At 65.7% G+C, this 20,197-nt stretch carries 22 protein-coding genes and 2 pseudogenes; 15 read left to right on the top strand and 9 right to left on the bottom strand.

The window, feature by feature from the left end:
• The first annotated feature begins 1,229 nt into the window (after positions 1-1,229).
• Positions 1,230-2,333, top strand: a pseudogene (locus ACGFIV_RS28495) (IS110 family transposase).
• Between the two features lie 416 nt (positions 2,334-2,749).
• On the opposite strand, the gene ACGFIV_RS28490 reads toward ACGFIV_RS28495, so the two are convergent.
• Complete coding sequence (locus ACGFIV_RS28490) at positions 2,750-3,214, bottom strand: hypothetical protein (RefSeq protein WP_358554810.1); 465 nt, start codon at positions 3,212-3,214, stop codon at positions 2,750-2,752.
• Positions 3,215-3,559: 345 nt separating this feature from the next.
• Between ACGFIV_RS28490 and ACGFIV_RS28485 the strand changes: the two genes are divergently transcribed.
• The 3 genes and pseudogenes from ACGFIV_RS28485 to ACGFIV_RS28475 all read left to right on the top strand — a co-directional run.
• Positions 3,560-4,294 (top strand): helix-turn-helix domain-containing protein, encoded by a 735-nt coding sequence (locus ACGFIV_RS28485; RefSeq protein WP_392838197.1) that lies wholly within the window; start codon positions 3,560-3,562, stop codon positions 4,292-4,294.
• 165 nt (positions 4,295-4,459) lie between these two features.
• Positions 4,460-4,660: a hypothetical protein gene (locus ACGFIV_RS28480; RefSeq protein WP_358554879.1), complete on the top strand. Its 201-nt coding sequence runs from the start codon at positions 4,460-4,462 to the stop codon at positions 4,658-4,660.
• Between the two features lie 176 nt (positions 4,661-4,836).
• Positions 4,837-5,217: pseudogene (locus ACGFIV_RS28475) on the top strand (transposase family protein); the annotation flags it as partial.
• On the opposite strand, the gene ACGFIV_RS28470 reads toward ACGFIV_RS28475, so the two are convergent.
• The 3 genes from ACGFIV_RS28470 to ACGFIV_RS28460 all read right to left on the bottom strand — a co-directional run bounded on the left by ACGFIV_RS28470 (position 5,200) and on the right by ACGFIV_RS28460 (position 6,122).
• Positions 5,200-5,517: a hypothetical protein gene (locus ACGFIV_RS28470; RefSeq protein WP_392838196.1), complete on the bottom strand. Its 318-nt coding sequence runs from the start codon at positions 5,515-5,517 to the stop codon at positions 5,200-5,202. The pseudogene ACGFIV_RS28475 and the gene ACGFIV_RS28470 overlap by 18 nt on opposite strands.
• Before the next feature lie 62 nt (positions 5,518-5,579).
• A complete protein-coding gene (locus ACGFIV_RS28465) occupies positions 5,580-5,723 on the bottom strand; it encodes a hypothetical protein (RefSeq protein ID WP_392838195.1) in 144 nt (47 codons plus the stop codon).
• Positions 5,724-5,735: 12 nt separating this feature from the next.
• Positions 5,736-6,122, bottom strand: a complete 387-nt coding sequence (locus ACGFIV_RS28460; RefSeq protein ID WP_358554822.1) for a TraR/DksA C4-type zinc finger protein — start codon at positions 6,120-6,122, stop codon at positions 5,736-5,738.
• Positions 6,123-6,541: 419 nt separating this feature from the next.
• On the opposite strand from ACGFIV_RS28460, the gene ACGFIV_RS28455 reads away from it, so the two are divergent.
• Complete coding sequence (locus ACGFIV_RS28455; protein WP_358554825.1) at positions 6,542-6,721, top strand: hypothetical protein; 180 nt, start codon at positions 6,542-6,544, stop codon at positions 6,719-6,721.
• A gap of 284 nt (positions 6,722-7,005) precedes the next feature.
• Here ACGFIV_RS28455 and ACGFIV_RS28450 read toward each other — a convergent pair whose 3' ends face one another.
• A complete protein-coding gene (locus ACGFIV_RS28450; RefSeq protein WP_358554828.1) occupies positions 7,006-7,683 on the bottom strand; it encodes an HAD family hydrolase in 678 nt (225 codons plus the stop codon).
• A 929-nt stretch (positions 7,684-8,612) separates the two neighbouring features.
• Here ACGFIV_RS28450 and ACGFIV_RS28445 point away from each other — a divergent pair.
• Complete coding sequence (locus ACGFIV_RS28445; protein ID WP_392838194.1) at positions 8,613-9,092, top strand: hypothetical protein; 480 nt, start codon at positions 8,613-8,615, stop codon at positions 9,090-9,092.
• Between the two features lie 891 nt (positions 9,093-9,983).
• Here ACGFIV_RS28445 and ACGFIV_RS28440 read toward each other — a convergent pair.
• On the bottom strand, positions 9,984-11,006 hold the full coding sequence (locus ACGFIV_RS28440) for a hypothetical protein (RefSeq protein ID WP_358554834.1): 1,023 nt from the start codon (positions 11,004-11,006) through the stop codon (positions 9,984-9,986).
• 434 nt (positions 11,007-11,440) lie between these two features.
• Positions 11,441-11,749, bottom strand: a complete 309-nt coding sequence (locus tag ACGFIV_RS28435) for a GntR family transcriptional regulator (RefSeq protein ID WP_358554837.1) — start codon at positions 11,747-11,749, stop codon at positions 11,441-11,443.
• A 106-nt stretch (positions 11,750-11,855) separates the two neighbouring features.
• Between ACGFIV_RS28435 and ACGFIV_RS28430 the strand changes: the two genes are divergently transcribed.
• Together ACGFIV_RS28430 and ACGFIV_RS28425 are read left to right on the top strand one after the other, a co-directional pair.
• Entirely contained in the window at positions 11,856-12,686 is an 831-nt protein-coding gene (locus tag ACGFIV_RS28430) for an SAM-dependent methyltransferase (RefSeq protein ID WP_358554840.1), read from the top strand.
• Positions 12,680-13,018 carry a hypothetical protein gene (locus tag ACGFIV_RS28425; protein ID WP_358554843.1) on the top strand — a complete coding sequence of 113 codons (339 nt, stop codon included), beginning with the start codon at positions 12,680-12,682 and terminating at the stop codon, positions 13,016-13,018. Before ACGFIV_RS28430 ends, ACGFIV_RS28425 begins: the two co-directional genes overlap by 7 nt.
• Positions 13,019-13,180: 162 nt before the next feature.
• Here ACGFIV_RS28425 and ACGFIV_RS28420 read toward each other — a convergent pair whose 3' ends face one another.
• Both ACGFIV_RS28420 and ACGFIV_RS28415 read right to left on the bottom strand, forming a co-directional pair.
• The gene (locus ACGFIV_RS28420) at positions 13,181-13,798 is read right to left on the bottom strand and encodes a guanylate kinase (protein ID WP_358554846.1); all 618 of its coding nucleotides are present in this window, start codon (positions 13,796-13,798) and stop codon (positions 13,181-13,183) included.
• Positions 13,795-14,547 (bottom strand): AAA family ATPase, encoded by a 753-nt coding sequence (locus ACGFIV_RS28415; protein WP_358554849.1) that lies wholly within the window; start codon positions 14,545-14,547, stop codon positions 13,795-13,797. Before ACGFIV_RS28415 ends, ACGFIV_RS28420 begins: the two co-directional genes overlap by 4 nt.
• A gap of 199 nt (positions 14,548-14,746) precedes the next feature.
• Here ACGFIV_RS28415 and ACGFIV_RS28410 point away from each other — a divergent pair, with 199 nt between their 5' ends.
• The 7 genes from ACGFIV_RS28410 (at position 14,747) to ACGFIV_RS28380 (ending at position 20,151) form a co-directional block, all read left to right on the top strand.
• On the top strand, positions 14,747-16,129 hold the full coding sequence (locus tag ACGFIV_RS28410; RefSeq protein WP_358554855.1) for an FtsK/SpoIIIE domain-containing protein: 1,383 nt from the start codon (positions 14,747-14,749) through the stop codon (positions 16,127-16,129).
• A gap of 16 nt (positions 16,130-16,145) precedes the next feature.
• Entirely contained in the window at positions 16,146-16,934 is a 789-nt protein-coding gene (locus tag ACGFIV_RS28405; protein WP_392838193.1) for a DUF2637 domain-containing protein, read from the top strand.
• Between the two features lie 19 nt (positions 16,935-16,953).
• Positions 16,954-17,307, top strand: coding sequence for a hypothetical protein (locus tag ACGFIV_RS28400; RefSeq protein ID WP_358554861.1), 354 nt, complete (start codon positions 16,954-16,956; stop codon positions 17,305-17,307).
• 8 nt (positions 17,308-17,315) lie between these two features.
• Positions 17,316-17,438 carry a hypothetical protein gene (locus ACGFIV_RS28395; RefSeq protein WP_358554864.1) on the top strand — a complete coding sequence of 41 codons (123 nt, stop codon included), beginning with the start codon at positions 17,316-17,318 and terminating at the stop codon, positions 17,436-17,438.
• A gap of 108 nt (positions 17,439-17,546) precedes the next feature.
• Positions 17,547-18,935 (top strand): replication initiator, encoded by a 1,389-nt coding sequence (locus ACGFIV_RS28390; protein WP_358554867.1) that lies wholly within the window; start codon positions 17,547-17,549, stop codon positions 18,933-18,935.
• On the top strand, positions 18,932-19,123 hold the full coding sequence (locus ACGFIV_RS28385) for an excisionase (protein ID WP_358554870.1): 192 nt from the start codon (positions 18,932-18,934) through the stop codon (positions 19,121-19,123). The genes ACGFIV_RS28390 and ACGFIV_RS28385 overlap by 4 nt, the downstream gene beginning before the upstream one ends.
• Positions 19,120-20,151, top strand: coding sequence for a site-specific integrase (locus ACGFIV_RS28380; protein ID WP_392838192.1), 1,032 nt, complete (start codon positions 19,120-19,122; stop codon positions 20,149-20,151). Before ACGFIV_RS28385 ends, ACGFIV_RS28380 begins: the two co-directional genes overlap by 4 nt.
• Positions 20,152-20,197 lie beyond the last annotated feature (46 nt).

Raw genomic sequence — 20,197 nt, 5'->3', positions numbered from 1 at the left:
GATATTTCCATGATACGGGTACTACATTCGTAGATCTAGTAGTACGGGCATCGCGACATGCTTCGGGCTTTGGGAGGCGTTGGGGTTTTCTCGACGAAAGAGATCCGGACAGATCGAATTCGAGTATCAGAGTGGCCCGAAACAGGCGTGGAGCCGCCGGCAGAAGAGTGTCTTGCGACAGATCAACCTCTACACGGAACGACTCCACATGATCGAGAAAACGTCATTACCCGCCCTTGAAAGGCCCAGCATGGAAAGTGTTGCCGCGCCCGCACGCTACGCACTGAACTCGGCCGGCGTTGAGAACATCGGGCCGCGTCCGGGGAGGCGGTGTTTGAGAAGGCCACTCGCAATCCGGGGACTATTAGGAGGCAATAGCCTCAATGTTCGCTTTAGCATCGTTTGTCCTATTCGCCGAGTCTGTCTTCTTGCGGCACTCGGTGAGGCGCCAGCCTGCCGGCCCGTCCTTGGACGACACCACCTCCAGGCCGAGGATCTCCCGGTGACCGTCGGCGTTTGACAGCGGTGGCGACCAAGGCGTGCACATTCACCGTCCGGCCGCCCTCGCGCACCGTCTGGGTCAACGGCGTCGATCCAGACGGTCTTCCAAGTACTTCCCGGCAACAGGCACGATGTCATTGACGGCCACTCGTCCCCTTCATGTTGATATGAGCGAATCGAAGGATTACGAAGTGGCCGTCTGTTGTCACATGGATCCCACCCGCCCCAGGCGCAGGGCTTGATCACCCGCACACCATCTCCCTGTACGTGAACAGGCAGATGCCTATTTTGGCTGATCGGAGAGTGCCCCCGGCAGGATTCGAACCTAATGACTCCGTACGACCCCGAGTTCGCCTACTCGGGTACTGGTCCCTGAAGCCTCGATTCGAACCGGAGCTTGACTCCTCACCGCAGGCCGTGCTGACGGGGGCGAGGCCTGGCGGGTGGCGGTCGACGGGGACCGAGTGAACGCCTGTGTCGATACCGGGCCTGGAGCCCTCTGCTAAGGCCGTGCGCCTCGGTCCCTTTCGATCACCACCCACCAGTCGTACCTTTTCGCCAAGATCGTGGCATGAGCCAGCCGCAGGAAACACCGCTCGTATCTACCAGGGCCTTCGAGCCCTTGCGCAGCGTGCGGGCCTGCGGCCGGCTGGGGCCACGAACTGCTGATCGGATGTCGAGCCGTCGAGCTCTCTCATTGGGGCGTGGCGTGCCCCTGCGCGGCTCACCTGCTCAAACAACACCCGAAGGAGGCGCCGGTGACGGTGACGTGCGGCATCGATTGGGCGGAGAAGCATCACGACGTCGCCCTGGTCGACGAGGGCGGCAAGCTGCTGGCCAAACGGCGGATCAGCGACGACGCCCACGGGTGGCGGGTCCTGGTCGAGCTGCTGGCCGAACACGGTGACGACGCCGACAACCCGATCCCGGTCGCGATCGAAACCGGCCGTGGCCTGCTGGTGTCCTGCCTGCGCGCCACCGGCCGAAAGGTGTATGCGATCAACCCGCTGGCCGTGGCTCGCTACCGCGAACGCCACACCGTCGCACGAGCCAAGTCCGACCACGCGACGCCATGACCCTGGCCGACATCCTGCGCGTCGACGCCGCCCACCACCGGCCACTGCCACAGGACTCCGAGCTGGTCCAGGCGATCGCCGTGCTGGCCCGCGCCCAGCAGGACGCGGTATGGAACCGCCAGCAGCCGGCCAACCAGCTCCGCTCCCTGCTGCGGGAGTATTTCCCCTCAGCGCTGAAGGACTTCCACGTCAAGAACATCGGCCTGACCTCCCGCGAGGCCCGCGCCGTACTCCCAGCGGCGCCCACGCCGGGCGCGGCCGCCAACCTCACCACCCGCCGACGCCCTTGCCGAAGCCACCAGCGAGGCCTTCCACCAGCACCCTGACGCCGCCATCATCACCAGCTTCCCGGCCTGGCCGACCTCACCGGCGCCCGCGTGCTCGCCGAACTCGGCGACGACCGCCCCCGCTTCGCCGACGCCCGCGCCCTGAAGGCTTATGCCGGCTCGGCACCCATCACCCGCGCCTCCGGCAAGAGCCTGGTTGTCAACCATCGCAAGGTGAAGAACCAGCGCTCGGCCGCGGCCGGCTACGTCTGGGCCTTCGCCGCCTTGCGTGCCCCGGGTCCCCGAGCGCACTACGACCGCCGGCGGGCCGACGGTGATCGGCATTCCAGCGGCGCTGCGTAACACCTTCAACCGAATGCTCGGCTGCCTGTACCACTGCCTGCAAGAGCGGAAGATGTGCCGCCGCTTCGGTCGATCAGCCGAGGCCCCCCGGCCTCCAGGTCGCGCTTCGTCATCGTCACAGTGTTGAAGTGCTCCAGCGGGTGTATGCCAAGTGCGTCGAGGGACAGGGTTTGCAGGCCAACGTGAAGATCATGGTCGCTCTGGCCTAGTGATCCAAAGAGTTTCCTGGAGAGGCCCCGGCGATGCCGGGGCCCTTACGTCTTTCTGCGAACACAAACAGTAGCCATCGTTACGCAGGCCTATTTGGGGACTCGCTGCGCGGACCCGAGGCCTCGAAATTGGAAAGCAGATAGAACGCCACAGCAGGGACGGCCGCGGTCGCTTCCTCCAGAAGATGCTCGATCGCGTTGGCCTCAGCTGACCGGTCGATGTCGATCATCTTGGACCAGGCGGTCGGCTCGTAGCGCCCGCGACGACCACGCCAGCAGTATGGCCCACAGCCCCCATGCGTCCCCGGCCGCCGTGGCCGTCATGACGAGGCGGCTACCACCAGTCGCCGCATACCGATGGCCCGCCCACCCTCCTGCCGCAGGCGCGGAACCAGTAGCCGGCCGCCGGGCTCGTGTTCTTGGCCGCGCTCGTGTTGACTGAGCTGTTGCCTTGCACGGTGAACGGGCCGCACTGCACCCAACCGTTGGCGTAGGTCGAGGTCCAGTCCATCCAGACCAGGTCGCCGGCCTGGGTGGCGCCCATGATGATGGCCCATCCGTGCTCGACACCGTTGATGATCCCCTTGTGCAACTCCACGCGCCTGCTGCCACCGAGATCGGCGGTCTTCCCGCTCACGGGCGTGCCGGTCTTGTTGTAGGGGATATTGGTGAACCCGTTCGCGCCGTTGGTGCAGTTGGCCGCGTCGGCGCTCGCGGGAGAGGACAGGGCGGCGGTCAGGGCGCCGGTGACCAGCGCCGTGGCCAGGGAAGCGGAGACGAGCCTACGGATGGATTTCATCGTTCTCCTTCGGGAGGGGTGAATTCACGTGCGATGAATTCGGATTCGTGTCGGGCCGGGGTGCCGGCGGGTTGGCCGGCCTCTCCGCCGCGTGTCTGACTTTCGCCGGGCCATGGAGCCGCAGGGATTTTCAGGACGCATTTCCCGGCTGTCATGCCGGGGCACAGGCAGGATGCTCGCATCCGATGTCGGCCTCTAGCAAGAGAAGGCTGCGGGATGGGATGCTGGGACATCTCCATCCACCATGAGCTGCGAATGTGCCGTCCTGCCGGGACGCGGGCGGGACACGCGCCGCTCGGCGGGATGGCCGGTCCGCGGCCTGTCCTCGCACCGGAAGGAAACGCGATGAAGACCCCAGCTGAGGCCGAGCGTTTGACGGCCAGGCTCCGTGTGCTCAAGGACCGTTCGGGAAGCAGTTTCGAATCGCTCGCACGGCGCAGCGGAATAAGCCGGTCCAGCCTGCACCGGTACTATTCAGGGGCCAGTTTCCCAGCGAGTTATGAAACGGTCCACGCTTTTGCCCGCGCGTGCGGGGCGAGCGACGAGGAGTTACGCGAGCTACGCAAACTCTGGGCGGTCGTCGACATCACCCGTTCCATGCCCCTGCTGGCGCCAACTGAGGGCGGCGAGGAGGCGTCCGTGTCCCGGCCGCCGCGTACGCGGGTCATCGCCGTCGTGGTGGTCGCGGCCGTGCTGCTGGTGGCGGCCGGGGTCGCCGGAGTTCTCGCGCTGCGGAGCAGGCCGGACGAGACCCCTCACGCGGCCGTCCCGATCCGGGTCTTCAACGTCGAAGGCGACTGCAGCACCCGGCCCGGGCGGGTGCCCGCGTGCAGCCTGGGGCTGGCCGTCGATCCCCGACTGACGTACGAGTTCGACAACGTGGTGTCCCATCGCGTGTGGCACGGCGACGTCCTGAGCGCCGACTGCGTCCTCTACGACGGCGAACGGGTCGAGGATGAGACGGGCGTCGGCACGACCCGCTGGTTCCGGGTCCGGCTCGACGATGTGCCGAACAGTCACGCCTGGCTCCCCGGCGTGCGCACCAACGACAACCCGAAGCTACCGGTGTGCGCTCCATGAGGCGTCCTGCGAGGTTTTCGCGCCAGTCGGGTGCGGTCTCGACGCCCCCGGCGGCACGGCCCGACCTGGGGTGAGTTTCTGTCCGCCCAGGCCCACCGGATCATCTCCTGCGATTTCCTGCACGTCGATACGGTGCTGCTGTAACGCCTATATGTCCTGGTCTTCATGGAGCACCGAACCAGGAAGCTGCACGTCGCCGGCGTAACGGCGACTCCGACAGGTCCGTGGGTGGCTCAGCAGGCCCGCAACCTGGCGGCATCCAGACGCGGACCCGACGAGCCCACGCCCATCGTCGACCTGACCGACCGGCGGATCAAACGAAGACCTGTACTCGGCGGCCTCATCAACGAGTACGAGGCCGCATAGATCAACCGACAAACTCCCAGGTCAAAGACCCGACTCTAATTTCGAGCGGCACAGGTCCATCCGGACGCCGCACCTGCGGTGCCCGTCGACGTGGTACTTCCCCTCCTCGGGAAAGAACTCGATCGTCCCGGCGTGCCCGTTTCCGGTGCGCAGCGCGTCGAGTATCGAGAAGTAGCGGCATGAACATCCAGGTCATAAGCGCCCCAGACGGCACACCCTTATGGACATCCGGTTCACTGCCCGGATCGGTGCACGACCTGCGAGCGGCCCGCATCTGGGGCATCATCCGCCGACTGGAGGCCGCCGGTCTGATCATCCTGGCCGATAAGGCGTATATCGGCGCAGGTAAGCGCGTCCTGGTGCCGTACAAGGGACGGGGCAAACCGGCATCCCAGAAGAACGCCAACTCCGCTCACGCCAAGCTGCGTGGACCTGGTGAGCGAGCGAATGCGCAGTTGAAGAGCTGGAGGATCCTGCGCAAACTACGCTGTTGCCCCCTTCGCGCAGGTCAGCTAGTCAAAGCCATCCTCGTCCTTCAGCTACGCGAAGCAGGATGAAAAATGCTCAGTTGATATTTCCACAGAAAGCATGAACCGCACCTGCGCGGCGGCCAGGCTGCCCCGCAGCGTACGGGAGATGTCCCGATCAAGCTCCGCACCCAACCGGAACAGCCCAGGCTCGGCCGGGACGAGGTTCTCGCGGAGCTGCTCGAACCAGGCCGGATGCGTGAAGTCGCCGGTGCCCAACAACGTGACGCCTTTGCCCAGTGCCCACCAGGTCAGATGCTTCAGGTCGCTGTCCTTGCTACAGGCTCGCGAGTACTTTGAATGCATATGAAGGTCGGCATGGAAACGCATCGCGACATTGTGCCACAGTCGGATATATACGCAGCGCCGCCTTCATAAGGCCCTCCGCGTGCTCACTTCCACGACTTGACCTTGGGGTAGGGGAGGTCAGCCGGGTGCTGGCCAAGCTGGACCTCACCAACCGCGTCCAGGACGCCATCCTCGTCCACGATGCCGGCCTCGGCCCGGCCTGAGCGACGGCTACGGTCCCTTGCCATCGCGGGCCCAGGTCAGCGACTGGTGCTGGCGCAGGCGATGCAGGTGGTGGCGGCGGGGCGGGCCTTCAGGCGTTCGAGGGCGATGGGGCGGCCGCAGACCTCGCACAGCCCGTACGTGCCGTCGCGCAGGCGTACGAGGGCCTGGTCGAGGTCGGTGAGGTGGGTCGCCGCCTGGTCGAGCAGGGATTGGATGTGGGCTCGCTCGAAGGCGGTGGAGGACCCCTCGGGGTCGTGCTCGTCGTCGGTGGCCACCAGGGCCGAGGATTCGACGATGTCGTTCCAGTCGCGCGTCAGCGAGGCGACGCGCGACATGGTGCGCTCGCGGTCGGCGGCGAGAAGGTCTCGCATGGCCGCCCGCTCCGAGGAGGAGAACGCGGCGTCCTGAGATCGCTCAGCCATCACGGCCTCACCTCCTGATCCAGCTTATTCACGCCCGCCGCGAGGCCGGCCGGCCGGGCGGGCCAGCCGGCCAGAGCGCGCGGCAGGCGCCGGAACGGGCGGTAACGGCAGGAATGGGACGACCGGAAACGGAGGAGTAGCGCGGTGGCCCCGCAGAAGGTGCCTTTCAGGCGAGAACAACATATGTCTTCTTTGCCGTTCGAGGTGTTTACCTGATAACCGCCGAACGGGCCTCCACGGCATGCCAGAGTAGTAAAACCCGCGCTTGGTGCGGGCGTCGATATTCGTATGGTTCCGCGCCGGCACGCGTCTAGTCGCCGAAGTACCTCGACCTCGTCGATACCCCGGACAAACGTCAGGCTCCACGCTTCTCCCAGGGCACCGCCCTCGTCCAACCAAGCGACCTCAGTGTGACTGACTTGACCATCGTCACCCTCGTTCTGCTCGTCACTCATGCCAGTGAAAAGGTAGCGGGCGTCAAGGCAAGACGATCACGAATCGGATGGCAGGGCCGCGGCCTCTCGTGGCCGCTCGATGCGCCTCATCGCCGGTTTGACCTGGACAAGCTCACACAAGATCATCCCGTGCATATTCCGTGAACAGCGATTCACGGCTGCTTTCGGTGGCCTACGGCTGCATATGGGCGGGAGCTGCACCAGGGGAAACTCCCTGGTCAGATGCCGAATCACAAGGTCAACTAGGTGCCCCCGGCAGGATTCGAACCTGCGGCACCCGCTTTAGGAGAGCAGTGTCTCTCACTGCGGCATCTCCTTCTGACCTGCCGAAACGTCCCTGTGGCTATCGTCCCGCCTCTTGATCATTGCCCGCATATTGGACGTCTCGCCGACGGCTGCTCCGCATGCCCTGGTGGCCGACGTTGCTGTCACCGCTGCCATACCGAGCTGTCGTCATCCCCCCTCGCCTGCAAAATTTCAATGGCCTGGAGTACATCCGTGACCACATGGTCGGCCTGGTGGTCGACACCGGGCCAAGTTCCTCCGTCGATCCAGATGGTCCGGAGACCCGCGGCGCGTCCGCCGGCGATGTCGGCGGTGAGGTTGTCACCGATTACCCAACCGCCCCCGGCGAGGGTCATACCGCAGCGCTTGGCTGCGATCTCGAACAGAGCGACGTCGGGTTTTCGGATGCCTTCGGCTCCCGACAGCGCGTAGGCGTCTACCGCCTCGGCCAACCCGGTCTGCTGAATCTTCCCGAGCTGGTTGTCCGCCGTCCCATTAGTCACGATCGCAACGCGCCACCCGCTCGCCCGTAGCTGAGCCAGGCCGTGCAGGACTTTGGGCCGACAGCGCACGAGATCCGGCATGCGCCTTCGGTAGCGGCGCCACAGTTCCTCGATCGGCTCAGGCAGCGTGAAGTGCTCACGGACCTTGGCGAAGAACACCTCACGGTGTGGAACGCCCTCCCGGTCGAGAGCGACCAACCAGTCAACCGCTTCGGCTCCTAAGGCATGCTCGTCGGCGAACTCCTCAACCCATACCCGGAACGCCTCGTCAAGGTTTACTAGGGTGTTATCCAGGTCGAAGAGGGCGAGCCGTTGCACGAACTGATCCTCCGAGGCTGCGCGTCTGAGATCGCGGGTACCCGATCGGCCCTTCGAGGGGGTGAATCGGGGTGGACGGACACCGACGATAGAGCCGAGGCTAGACATCATGACTCGGAGCGCACGGCAGACGCCGAGGCAAGGCAGGTGACTACAAGACCCCGCCCCATGGATGGCTAGCACCAGCACTCAAAAATGCCCATGCAGGTATATGTAGGGATAAACCACTCGGCTTACGTTACATATTGATAACAGTACGTGACTTTGTTGCTCGATGTCGGCTTTAAGGCTCAATGCTACATAGTGGATGAAAGAGGAAGGGGGTTGGTGCTGTGAGAAGCTTTAGGTGCTTTAGGTGCTTCTGTTTGGATTCGAGGCAAATATCCCCTGGTCAAGGCACGATTTGGCTACATCTGTAACCTTTTCCTGACATAACTTCATACGCTGCCTATAGCGTCGCTGACATGCGTAGCCAGCCCAGCACCTCCTACATACGCAACAGAGCTTGCCAGGTGACGTCGTCGCCTCAACTCTGCATCTCAGATGAGATGGTGCTCACTCAGCACACCCTCGACCGAAATAGTTACCCTTGTCACCCTAGGTACGAGCGTGAGCGAGATCTGTCACTTCTCACTGGTCAATTGACGGTCGAGGAGGCCAGTGGGTATCGAGGGATCTTAATAAGTGCTGGAGACCCTGGCCTGGCCGCTGTAAGGTACACGACTGCTGGTAAGATTCGCGACGCAGGTTTTGCTGTACTTCATACTCCCAAGAAGGTGCAGAACGGATGCGGAGCGCGTCTGGAGCATGTCTCTGTCATCTGGCCGGACGGAGATCCTCTCAACCATCAGGCGATCCCCTGGCCTGACGATATATCGCAAAGTTTCGAGAAGTGCTTCAATGGGTATGAGTAGCGGGAGGTGAGACGGATGAATCTGGACTCTCTGATCAAGCGCGGTCAACCCCCCTGGCGGCCTAGGCCCGATGCTGGCGACTTGGATGTTTGGCATGAGTACGAGATTCCGTTGGTGGGCACCTTCCGCGTGTGCAGCGATCTCGTAATGTTTACGCAAGTCTTAGAGACTGCCAAAGGGCTATCCGCCTGGGCCTACACTTGTGTGAGTGTCAGTGATGAGGATCAGCTGGCAGATGTGACCTTCCCATCTGCCGATGAGCTTCGCAGCTTCGTGGAGACGTTGTTCCGAGGTCGGGAAGCTGTTCTAGTGCTGGCAAGAGACGATCGAATCATCGCAAACTGGACTCGCAGCCTAGTAAAAGGTGGGCTGGTGCGAACAGTCGAACAGTTCATCAATGACACGATGAACCAAGTATCGGACAGTCAGCAACGTGTTCGAGCAAAGTTTGCAGGCTTAGACGCCGCTCCTCCAGAACTGGTTTCTACCCCCTAAGTTGCGATCAACTAAAGGCGACGCTTCGGCGTCGCTTTTGCTTTTAGAGAGCTTCTCCAATACGCCTCACGCCACCTCGTTCAGCCTTAAGGCGCGACCACATGGCGGTCACAGTCAGCAGAAAACTAACAGAACCGCCAAACTTGAGCCATCGTGCAGATCACCGGGCGGACACCTTCGTTGCACGAGACAGCACCTGTTGGCATCCGATGGTTGAAGCTGACATCCGCCACCAGAGTTCGCACCGAGGTGGTCAGGGACGTGACGACGTGCATGTCAGTACAACCGTTCAGGCCCAAAGCTTCCGGCATCGGGAAGACCACGTTGCAAATCGCGCCGCTAGACTCCCTGCTCACGATGGCTGCCAATTCCGGGACTGCCGCCCGGGTTCTGTCAACTGCGGCTTCGCGTGTTCCAGGCTCCCGGTGACCTTTCACGGAAACTGGTTGCCCCTACCGGCGCAGCCCCGTAGTCCGAGGACCGTCTCCCGATGGCCCCGTGCCTGCTCAGGGTGCATCTTTACTTGATCGTTTTCGCCTGGTGTCTACCGACATCCGCCGGCGCTGTTAGCACCAGTGTTAGCAAGATCTTCGCGACCCCCGAGTGTCATTCACTCAGCTTGTTTTGGCCTGCTCGGGCGGGCCCGGTTGTGTAGCGCTGGTGGCCTTGTGACCCGGTGGGCCGTTGCCCGACTGAGGCACGCGCTTGCCTGGGGCGGGAGGGTCGTGCGTGCTGCTCTGCTACAGAACGGTGGTGTGTAGGGTACGAACTGTGGTGCTGCTCCAGCCGCTGAGTGCGTGTTTGAGCTGGTGATATATGACTTGGTCGAACCAGGGTCAGCCAAGCCTAGTGACCGCACGCCCGCTACCGTAGCTGAGATATCCATGCTGGCTAGAAGGGGGGTTCGTCGCTAGCTGTTGCCCAGGGGTCGGCCCGGGAAGGTAGGGCGGCGGCGGGTAGAGGCAGGTTGCTGACGATGTAGAGATTCAGGATGTCGTCGCGGTCCATGAATATGATCTGACTTCGCCGGGAGGCATCTAGCGCGTTCCCGAGCCAGTTACGAGCGGCTTTAGTGATCTCGCCACCCGCGACGATGAAAGCGTGATCGACCAGCACGCGCCGATTGGTTTCCGGGTCGAAAATCTCGTGGGCGAGCATCATCAGCGCTTGGTTGTGTATCTCGGCGATGTTGGCGTTACCGGCGCGGGTGACACCGGAGGAGTCGAGTTTCCCGCGCTTGGCCTGAATACCGAAATACAGGAAGTGCTGCGTGGGGAGCGTGTAGCGCATCCAAATGTCTTTGCCATACTCTAGCGCCTTATCTTTGTGACCGGCGGCGGTGATACGGTGGTAACCGAGCTGCCGGAACAACGGTAGAAGAACGTCTTCTATCAGTTCGTCTTCGCTGCACTCGTCGAGGTAAGCGGCGAGTTTCGCGCGACGTTCAACCTCTGCCGGGCTGAGGGGGCGATGCGGGTTCGCGGCGGGGTTGGACACGGTGCCGGTGCCAACATGGCGTAGGTAGCAGTGTTTATCGTCGGCGTAGAACGCCTCGAACCCTTCCCGGGCCAGAACGGTATTGAGTTGTTCCAGCGCTCTAGGCCGGTCGGGGTTTTCGTTCAGCGCATCGGCAGGGGCCATCAAATGGTCGATGAGCCGACAGAAAATCTCGGGTGGATGTGTCGGCCCCTCGTGAGGCTCGGCCAGCATCTTTTCTAACACGTCAGCGACCCAGCGATGCCGAGTGGATCCGTCGTGTTCGTAGTCGGTGTCGAGTTCTGCGAAAAACCTCGTTATATACGAACTTGACCGATACAAAAAATACTTTGGCTTGTCAGAGTCCGGCTCGTAAGAACCTAGATTTCCACAAATGAGATCGGCCAGGTCTTCGAGATTCCTCCGCCGGAACTTCATGACGTCCCCTCCACGCGATAGCGGCGAGCAAGACCACCCCTTCTCCCCGGGCTTCGCGAGTAGCCTAAGCCCCCGTGGCCTGCTTCTCGACCCGCTTGCAATGATCCCCACTCACCGCCCCGCGACCACGCGGGTCATCCGATGGCAAGGCCCGACGAAGGAGGGCCGCGGCAGCCGATCGCCCTAACCCCAAATCACGAGAACCGAAGTGAGCGATCGTCACGGCGTTAAGTGGCTAATTCTGGCCGCCTCTCGGGCGCGTGGGGCGGTGCGTGCCCGGACCGGCCGAAGAGCCGCAGCCGGGCACGCAGACCGACCGGCGTGCCCGGCGGGCCGCGCAGCGGGCCGCCTTTAAGGACGTGGAGAAAGTCCTCATCGAGTGTCGTTGGCGGCCTGGTCCTGGGGCGCTTTGGCTGTCTGAGCTGGCCGCTGGTTCACTGGGCTTGTGCTGAGGGCTCGTCGTCTTCGTCTGGGTCGTCTTGCCTGGTGATCTGCTCGGGTGGCCTTCCGGTTGCTGGGTCAGCAGCGAAAGTGCCGATGTTCTTGACTGTATAGATCAGGCCCTCGTCCAAGAGCGCGTTGATCACCTTGCGGGCTGTTCGGCGTGCGATGCCGAACTCTTCGGCCATGCGCGGTTCGCCGGGGACGGGGTAGCCCGGCTTATAGACGCCGGCTTTGATGCGGCGTCGCATCTCGGCGAGTACTTGCTCTGACTTGGGCTGATCAGGCCGGAAGTCGATCACACTCTGACGATAGGAAGCGAGCGGTAGGGGCGGGTCACGAGACGTTACGGGGCGTACCGATCGTCAGGGGTAGTCAGGAGTAGGCAGGCATGCTTATGATTCCCGCATGGAAGCACCGGAGCGGACCCCCGTGCAGGGGGCGCAGCGAGAGGTTCCGGGCCGCCTGGATTTGAGTACGCCCAGCGTGGCGCGGATGTATGACTACTTCTTGGGTGGCAAGGACAACTTCGCGGTTGACCGGGAGCGTGCCGAGGAGGTGATCCGGCAGGCTCCGCATGTGCCGTTCATGGCGCAGGCGAACCGGGATTTCCTCGGGCGGACGGTGCGGTACCTCGCCGGCGAGTGCGGTGTCCGGCAGTTCCTCGACATCGGGACCGGGCTGCCGACGCAGGAGAACGTTCATCAGGTGGCTCAGCGGGCAGACCCGCGGGTGCGGGTGGTGTACGTCGACAATGACCCGGTCGTGCTTGGGCATGCGCGGGCGCTGCTGGCTAACAATCCGAACACGCACGTGATGGCCGGTGACCTGCGCGAGCCGTGGGCCATTCTCGGTGACCCGCACGTGCGAGGTGTGATCGATTTCTCCCAGCCGGTGGCGGTGCTGCTGTGCGCCATTCTGCATTTCATCCCGGACGGGGACGATCCGTATGGGATCGTCGCGACGCTGGTCAACGCGATGGCTCCCGGGTCGTACCTGGTGGTCTCGCATGCGGAGCGGCACCGGGACCTTATGCCGACGACGGGGGCCTACGACTACGAGGGGGCGAGCGCTCCGGCGGTGCTGCGGTCGCTGGTGGAGATCGCCGAGTTCTTCGATGGCCTGGAGCTGGTTGATCCGGGCGTGGTGTATCTGCCGTTATGGCGGCCTGACGGGCCGCTGTTCTTCGAGGATCACCGAGTGCGGGTCTGCGGTGGGGTGGGGCGGAAGCTGTGCTGATTCCTGGGCTGGCCAGAGCGCAGCATCCGGCGATCCGGGCCGCCTACCGGCTGCGTGGCGCGTTGGAGGTGCATGGGATCGCGGCCGATGTGAACGAGGGCGCCGGCCTGGCGTTGGTGTCGGTGTGGGTCGAGCTGGTGGTGTGGAGCGGTCCCTGTTACCTGTGGTGGGCCGGTGGCGTCTCGCCGGTCACTGGGCGCTACACCTACCGCTACAGCCCGGCCGATGACCCTACTGCGGCGGCGCGGCGGGTCGCTGACCGGTACTTCGAGCTTCGCGGGACACGTTCGCCGGTCGTGCCTTCCTCCTCGATCGCAGGATGCTCGCTGTGATCGTCGCGTTCGGCGAACGAACACCTGCGGGTGGGCACGGTTGCCGAGGGGTCGCCGACTGTGCCCACCTGCGGGTGTGCTGGACCTACGTGTGGCCCTACGGCGGCAGCGTGCCCGGCGGCGCCACTTGCCGCGGGTGTGGCACCTGGTGGCGGCTGGACCTCATCCCGCCGGCGGTGCTGGAGCGTCTGCCGGGCGGGACACCTCCACGTGAGGAGCCTGTGAGGTGAGAAGGGCGAACGCCTGGGCTATCTCGCGGGCGGCCTGGTCGGGGTTGATGCGGTCGGTGTGGAGGCGTAGGTGAAAGAAGCCGTCGTCGGTGTGGGCCTGGAGGTCGGTCAGGGTCTCGTCCCATGCGGTCAACCGCTGGGCGGTGTCGACGTCTCCGCGGTGGCGGGAACGTTGTTCGCAGACCTCGCGCGGTACCCACAGCAGGACGCGCAACCAGGGGTCTCGGCCGACGAGGCGCCGCAGATCGGGGATGTTGCCGATGTGGGCGACCGGGATCAGTCCGGCGCCGGTCATGGCGTCGATTTCGGCGCGGTCGATGGCGTAGGTGTTGCCGTACCGGTGGGTCTCGGCGACCGTGCGGCCGGCCTGGCGCAGCTCGTCCAGGCGGGTCGCGGTGACGAGGTGGTATTCCTCGGCGCGGCCGGTGCCGACCTTCAGTTTGCGCAGCAGCCGAAACCGGGGGTCGAGCCGGTGAAGCGCGTTGGTGGTGGTGCTCTTGCCGCTGGTGGGCGGGCCGTACAGCACGACGCCGTGAGCTGGCGCAGTCACGTGAGGATGCGCTTTAGGGCGTCGCGGGTCTGGTCGGCAAGGCTGATCGCCGCCCCTAGCCGGTTGTCGACCGTCAGGTGTGCGGTGGGCGGCGGGTTGTCGACGTCCAGGCCGGCAACGTACTCCTCCCAGTTCTCCAGCTTCCACGTATCCCGTGCGGCGGCGCGGAACTCGATGTACTCGCGCATGGACTCGGGATCACAGCGAACCCAGATCGCCGCCACGTCGATGCCTTTGGCGGCGCATCGGTTCTCCAACCGGGCGAACCACGCCTCATCGCGCAGCTCGGTGATGAACGGCGCCGACAGGATCGCCGAGGTGCCGCAGTTCAGGTTGTCCCACGCGGTTTCCATCAGGCACCGGTACTCCAGCGGGCGAACCTCTTTCAGGTACAACTCGGTGTGCCGGTCGTTGGCGTCGCTGCCAAGCGAGATCAGCAGCCGCTCGACCATGGACCGGGTCAGAGAGTCCTTGTCCAGGAACGCCCAACCGGTGATGTCGGACAGGAACCGGGAGAACTCCGTCTTGCCGGACCCGGCGTACCCGCCGACGAGGACAAGGATCGGCTTGGGGTCTCCTCCGGCATGGCGGCGGCGCCAGGCATCGACCACGCGGGCGCGGAGCGCTGCCTGCGGTGAGCCGCTGTCGGCGATGCCGTCGACCGAGACCTTGGTGAACGCTTCCTCGATGACCAGGGCCGCGGCGTTGTCGGCGGCAGGGTCGGCGGGTGCGGGCAGATCGGAAATCACGATGTCCGCTTTCTGTGATTCACCGGGCAACGGCAGACGAAAGCCAAGTTCGGGCTCGGTGGCCTGGTACAGCAGGCAGTACGCGCGGCGGTAGCTACGTCTGGGAGCAGAGCATCCAGGGCGTCATGCGCTGGGGCATCGCCTACAAGGCCACCGACTTCGTCCGCACCACCCCCGGCATGCCCGAGCAGGTGGCCTGATGTCCCCCCTCGACCTCATCCCGCGCCCGCTGCTGATCGGTCTCGGCGTCCTGGTCGTCCTTCGCCTGTGGCGCCGCTTCGCCCCGGTCTCCTTCTGGTACCTGGTCGGCTTCCCGCTCAAGGCGGTACGGCTGCGCTGGACCTGGCGGCACATCGCCACCGGGTGCGGCCTGACCAAGAAGCGTCACCGCTGGTGGTTCACCACCATCCCCGGCCTGGTCGCCTCGACCGGCGTCGTCCGGGTCAAGCGGCGCTTTCAGCGTGTCGCGGTCGACACCAAGCCCTGGATGAAGCTGCCCCGGCCGGTCCGGCACGGCTGGCGCGTCACCTTCCATCTCCTCGACGGCCAGATCCCCGACGACTACGTCAAGGTCTGCGAACGCCTCGCGCACGCCTGGCGGGTCGAAGCGGTGCGCGTGGTCGACTCCCGTCCTGGCCGCGTCACCTTGCAGGCCACCACCCGCGACCCTTTAGCCCACGTCCTGCCCGCCATGCCGACCGGTGACCCGGACGGCGGGTGGACGGCGGCTGACCTGCTGCGTCCGGTGATCGGCGTTCTGGAGTCCGGCGGTCCCTGGACGCTGGACTTCCGGCTCATCCCGCACTGGATGAACGTCGGCGCCACCCAATCGGGTAAGTCCAACCTGATCAACGCCCTGATCGTGGCGCTCGCCCGGCAACCGGTCGCGATCGTCGGGTTCGACCTCAAGGGCGGGGTCGAGCTGTCCCCCTACGGGCCGCGGCTGTCGGCCCTGGTGACCACTCGGGCCGATGCGGTCAAGCTGCTGGCCGAACTGATCGGCATCATGGGCGCCCGGATGCTGGCTTGCCGTCAGCACGGCGCCCGTGACATCTGGCAACTCGCCGACGCGCTGCGGCCGATCCCCATCGTGGTCCTGGTGGATGAGCTTGCCGAGCTGTACCTGACCGCCGACAAGGCCGAAAAGGACGAGGTCACCAAGACCGCTACCGCGCTGCTGCGCATCGCCCAGCTTGGGCGGGCCTTCGGTATCCACCTGCTGTTGTCCGGGCAGCGCATCGGCTCCGACCTCGGCCCCGGGGTGACCGCGCTGCGCGCCCAGATCGGCGGACGCATCTGCCACCGCGTCAACGACCCCGAAACCGCCGTGATGACCCTCGGCGACCTCGATCCGGACGCCCTGGTCGCCGCCCGGTCCGTCCCGCCCGGCATGCCCGGGGTGGCGGTGGTCACCGGCGCCGATGGCCGCTGGTGCCGCGCCCGATCTGGCTTCGTCTCCACCACGGCGGCCGAACAAGCGGCGCACGCCTTCGCCGACCGGGCGCCGTCCTGGGACCAGGTCAAGGCGAGCGGCCTGGGCCACCAGCTAGACGCCGCCACTCAGCCCGAGATCGCGGCTTGAAAGGAGGGCTTCACCGATGAGCGCATCGCGCGGACGTGCCGCCCGGCTGGGCGGGTGGCTGCTGGACTCCGGCCCGGTGGCCGTGGTCGCCCTGATCGCCGGTGCGGGCTCCTTCACCCACATCCGCGACACCGCCACCCAGCACGGACAGTCCGGCTGGATGGCCTGGGCCGTGGCCGTCTGCGTGGATCTGACCTGCGTCATGGCCGCCCGCGAACGCCAGCGCGACAAGAAAACCGGCCGCACCCGCACCGGCCTGATCTCCTGGCCCACCCTCGTCCTGGCCGGCGGCGTCATCCTGTCCCTGGCCGCCAACCTCGCCCAAGCACACCCCTCCGTCTGGGGCTGGATCACCGCAGCCACCCCCGCCGCGGCCTTCCTCGTCGCGGTCTCCATGCTCGAACGCCGCGCCGTCCTTAACCGCTCCTCCTCGTCCCCGGCGGCCGTACCCGACTCGGTACCGGTGCCTGTCCCCTCGTCCCCGGGGGCCGTCCCCGTCCTCGCACCGTCCCCCGGGGTCGTCCCCGCGTCGGCGCCCGTCCCCGACTCGCACTCGCGCCCCGTCCCGCAACCGGCCCCGTCCTCGACGCTCGTCCCCGGCTCCGCGCCGTCGACCGTGAGCGAGGACGAACCGCAGCCGGCCTCCGGCGGGCTGCTCGACTACGCCCGGCGCGTGGCCGCCGAACACCACGCCAGACACGGCAAGCCCATCACCCGCGATGCCCTGCGCGCCCGGCTCGGCATCTCCAACCAACTCGCCACCGACCTACTGCGACAGCTCCGCAACGCCCCCGACCCCGCCTGAAACCGGAAAGGACACCCCGATGGCGCACACCCCCGACCGCCTGGCCTACATCAACGGCCTGCGCGATCTGGCCGATTTCCTCGACACCAACCCCGACCTCCCCACCCCCGACAACACCGTCACCGCCCACTACTTCCCCCGCGGCACCGGCGAGGAGATCCGCGCCCAGGTCGACCACGTCGCCCGGCTGCTCGGCTCCGACGTCGACCCCTACGCGCTCACGGTGGGCCACTACGCCACCGGGATCACCTTCGGCATCGCCCAGTACAGGGCCGTGGGCATCCTCGCCGCTGGCCACACCCGCTGGGCCGCCCTCAGAAGCTACGACGACTCCATCACCCTCGACCCCATCGACCCCGCGCCGGACGCCTGAGGAGCGGCATGGGCGACGACTTCACCGTGATCCGCTACCGCTGCGCCACCTGCGGCGGGACCGGCGTCGACAGCATGGCCGACACCTGCCGCGACTGCGACGGCACCGGAGCAGACAACCACGGGGCCTGACAACCCCGGGCGCCCCCGGCGTGGCCACACAACCGCCAAGTTCCGCGCCACGTCGGGGGCCATCCCCGAACCGAACCCTGTGAAGACCCGGAAGGGACACGCCCCATCATGCCCAACCTCGGCAACACCGACGCGGTAGCCGGGATGATCGCCCGACTCCACGACCCCCAATACAGCCGGTGGGCCGCCCAGATCCGCGCGACCGGCGGATGCCGCCAACCCATCCACCTACGCGGACGGGTCCGGCACATCGACGCCGCGACCGGCCACGTCCTGCACACCTACAACACCAACCGCGAACCCGGCGGCGTCCTGCGCGTGCAGTGCAAGACCCGGCGGGCCTCCCGCTGCCCGGCCTGCGCCGAGATCTACCGCGCCGACACCTACCAGCTCATCCGCGCGGGCCTGGCCGGCGGCAAAGGCGTCCCCGCCTCGGTCAGCGCTCACCCGGCGCTGTTCGTCACCCTCACCGCCCCCTCCTTCGGACCCGTCCACACCCGGCGCGAGCAGAGCGGCGAGGTCCTGCCCTGCCACCCCCGGCGCGACGCCGACAAGTGCCCGCACGGGCGCGTCATCTCCTGCACCGCCCGGCACGGCGACCAGGAACACCGCCTCGGCGAACCGCTCTGCCCGGACTGCTACGACTACGCCGCGAGCGTGCTGTTCAACGCCCTGGCCCCTGAACTGTGGCGCCGCTTCACCCTCGCCCTGCGTCGCCACCTGGCCAAACTGCACGGCCTGACGGTCAAGGAACTGGGCGAACATCTGGTCATCTCTTTCGCCAAGGTCGCCGAGTACCAACGCCGCGGCGTCGTCCACTTCCACGCCGTCATCCGCCTCGACGGCCCCGGCGGCCCTGACGCTCCTCCGCCGGCCTGGGCCGATCGTGACGCCCTGGCGCAAGCCGTACAGCACGCGGCCGGCGCGGTCAGCGTCCCCGTTCCGGCCCTGGCCGGTGAGCCTGCCCGCGTCCTGCGCTGGGGCGCACAGCTCGACGTCCGGCCCATCGCCATGCACGGCGAACTGACAGAGCCGGCGGTCGCCGGCTACATCGCCAAGTACGCCACCAAAGCCGCCGAATGCGTCGGCACCGTCGACCGGCGCATCAACTCACCCGACGAGGTGACCGGCCTGGGCCTGCGTGAGCATCCCCGGCGGCTGATCGCCGAGTGCTTCCGCCTGGCCCAACTCGACCGGCTCAACGAACTACGCCTTGCCCAATGGGCACACATGCTCGGCTTCCGCGGCCACTTCTCCACCAAGTCACGGCGCTACTCCACCACCCTGGGCGCCCTGCGCGCCGCTCGCGTCGACCACATGCGCGACGAGGAGATCAGCACCGGGCGCCTGCCCTTGTTCGACGAGGACACGGTCCTCGTGATCGCGCATTGGGAGTACGCCGGTAAGGGCCTGTCCGCAGGGGATCAGGTCCTCGCTTCGTACCTGACGGGGCGGCTAGAGCCTGCTACGTCGGCACTTGCGGAGGTTGGCCCATGAACCGCCGCGACGAACTCATGCCGTTGTCCCAGGTCCTGGAAGAGCTGGGCGGCATCTCTCGCCGGACGTTCTACCGCTGGCGTGAGCTGGGCCGCGCGCCCGTCTGCGTCAAGCTGCCGAACGGAGATCTGTTCGTCTGGCGCAGCGACTTCACGGTGTGGCTTGAGTCCCGGCGGGAGGCGGCGTGAACGCCAGCTATGACGTGAAGTTCTTCGAGATCTACCGGAATCAGTCCAGTAAGACGCCGTCCTATGTCGCGCGCTGGTCTGTCGCCGGCCGTCGTACGTCGAAGACCTTCCGGACCAAGGAACTCGCCAACAGCCACATGCGTGACCTTCGGATGGCTGCCAGGAATGGCGAAGCGTTCGACATCGACACCGGACTACCCGAGTCGAAGCTGGCATCTGAGCCGAACCGGGACGGCCCTACCTTCCTGGCCTTCGCACATCGGTTCATAACCCAACGATGGAAGACCTCAGCGGCCCGAACGAGGGAGACCGACGTCTATGCTCTGTTGGCCTTGGTCCCGGCCCTGGTGAAGGACCTGCCCGGCCGGCCCGACGATGGCGACATGCGCCGAGTCCTCCGGGAGTACTACCTGCTTCCGGGCGAGCGGCGCGGAGAGCTGCCAGCCGAGCAAGCCCCGGTTCTACGCTGGCTCGAAACGGCGTCACTGCCCCTGGCCGACCTCGAACAGGCGCGCGTGATCCGGCTCGCCCTCGATGCCATCTCCGTGACCTTCAAGGGGGAGCGCGCGGGAGCGAACACGGTCCTGCGTAAGCGAGAGGTCTTTCACCATCTCCTCGAACTGGCCGCGGAAGAGAAGGTGTTTGGCGTCAACCCGCTCAACGGGGTCAAGTGGACGCCTCCGGAAGCGGTGGACGCGGTTGACCCCCGGACGGTGGTCAATCCTCGTCAGGCTCGGGCGCTGCTCGATGCCACGCCTCGTGTCGGCCGCACGCGGGGGGCTCGGATGCGGGCGATGTACGCGTGCATGTACTACGCCGCTCTTCGTCCGGAAGAGGCTGCGGGCCTCAAGCGCGAGAACTGCGACCTGCCGCGGGAGGGGTGGGGCCTGCTCACTTTGGAGACGGCACGGCCCTTCGCGAACAAGCGCTATACCGACTCGGGCGCCGCGCATGACGATCGCGGCCTGAAGCACCGGGCCCCTCTCTGTCAGACTCTTGTGAGACATAGGACGAATGAGTCCTCATGATGTGAAACAGAGCTAGACAGGACGATCGAGACAGTGACGATGACCC

Origin of the sequence: Sphaerisporangium sp. NPDC049003 (assembly GCF_043197795.1) — a bacterium.
Classification (GTDB): domain Bacteria; phylum Actinomycetota; class Actinomycetes; order Streptosporangiales; family Streptosporangiaceae; genus Sphaerisporangium.
This window is presented reverse-complemented; position numbering and strand designations above follow the sequence as displayed.

Bases quoted from the DNA above. Each gene is read 5' to 3' on its own strand.
- ACGFIV_RS28490 (WP_358554810.1), bottom strand. From the start codon at position 3,214: ATGAAATCCATCCGTAGGCTCGTCTCCGCTTCCCTGGCCACGGCGCTG.
- ACGFIV_RS28485 (WP_392838197.1), top strand. From the start codon at position 3,560: ATGAAGACCCCAGCTGAGGCCGAGCGTTTGACGGCCAGGCTCCGTGTG.
- ACGFIV_RS28480 (WP_358554879.1), top strand. From the start codon at position 4,460: ATGGAGCACCGAACCAGGAAGCTGCACGTCGCCGGCGTAACGGCGACT.
- ACGFIV_RS28470 (WP_392838196.1), bottom strand. From the start codon at position 5,517: ATGCGTTTCCATGCCGACCTTCATATGCATTCAAAGTACTCGCGAGCC.
- ACGFIV_RS28465 (WP_392838195.1), bottom strand. From the start codon at position 5,723: ATGGCAAGGGACCGTAGCCGTCGCTCAGGCCGGGCCGAGGCCGGCATC.
- ACGFIV_RS28460 (WP_358554822.1), bottom strand. From the start codon at position 6,122: ATGGCTGAGCGATCTCAGGACGCCGCGTTCTCCTCCTCGGAGCGGGCG.
- ACGFIV_RS28445 (WP_392838194.1), top strand. From the start codon at position 8,613: ATGAATCTGGACTCTCTGATCAAGCGCGGTCAACCCCCCTGGCGGCCT.
- ACGFIV_RS28440 (WP_358554834.1), bottom strand. From the start codon at position 11,006: ATGAAGTTCCGGCGGAGGAATCTCGAAGACCTGGCCGATCTCATTTGT.
- ACGFIV_RS28430 (WP_358554840.1), top strand. From the start codon at position 11,856: ATGGAAGCACCGGAGCGGACCCCCGTGCAGGGGGCGCAGCGAGAGGTT.
- ACGFIV_RS28410 (WP_358554855.1), top strand. From the start codon at position 14,747: ATGTCCCCCCTCGACCTCATCCCGCGCCCGCTGCTGATCGGTCTCGGC.
- ACGFIV_RS28405 (WP_392838193.1), top strand. From the start codon at position 16,146: ATGAGCGCATCGCGCGGACGTGCCGCCCGGCTGGGCGGGTGGCTGCTG.
- ACGFIV_RS28400 (WP_358554861.1), top strand. From the start codon at position 16,954: ATGGCGCACACCCCCGACCGCCTGGCCTACATCAACGGCCTGCGCGAT.
- ACGFIV_RS28395 (WP_358554864.1), top strand. From the start codon at position 17,316: ATGGGCGACGACTTCACCGTGATCCGCTACCGCTGCGCCACCTGCGGC.
- ACGFIV_RS28390 (WP_358554867.1), top strand. From the start codon at position 17,547: ATGCCCAACCTCGGCAACACCGACGCGGTAGCCGGGATGATCGCCCGA.
- ACGFIV_RS28385 (WP_358554870.1), top strand. From the start codon at position 18,932: ATGAACCGCCGCGACGAACTCATGCCGTTGTCCCAGGTCCTGGAAGAG.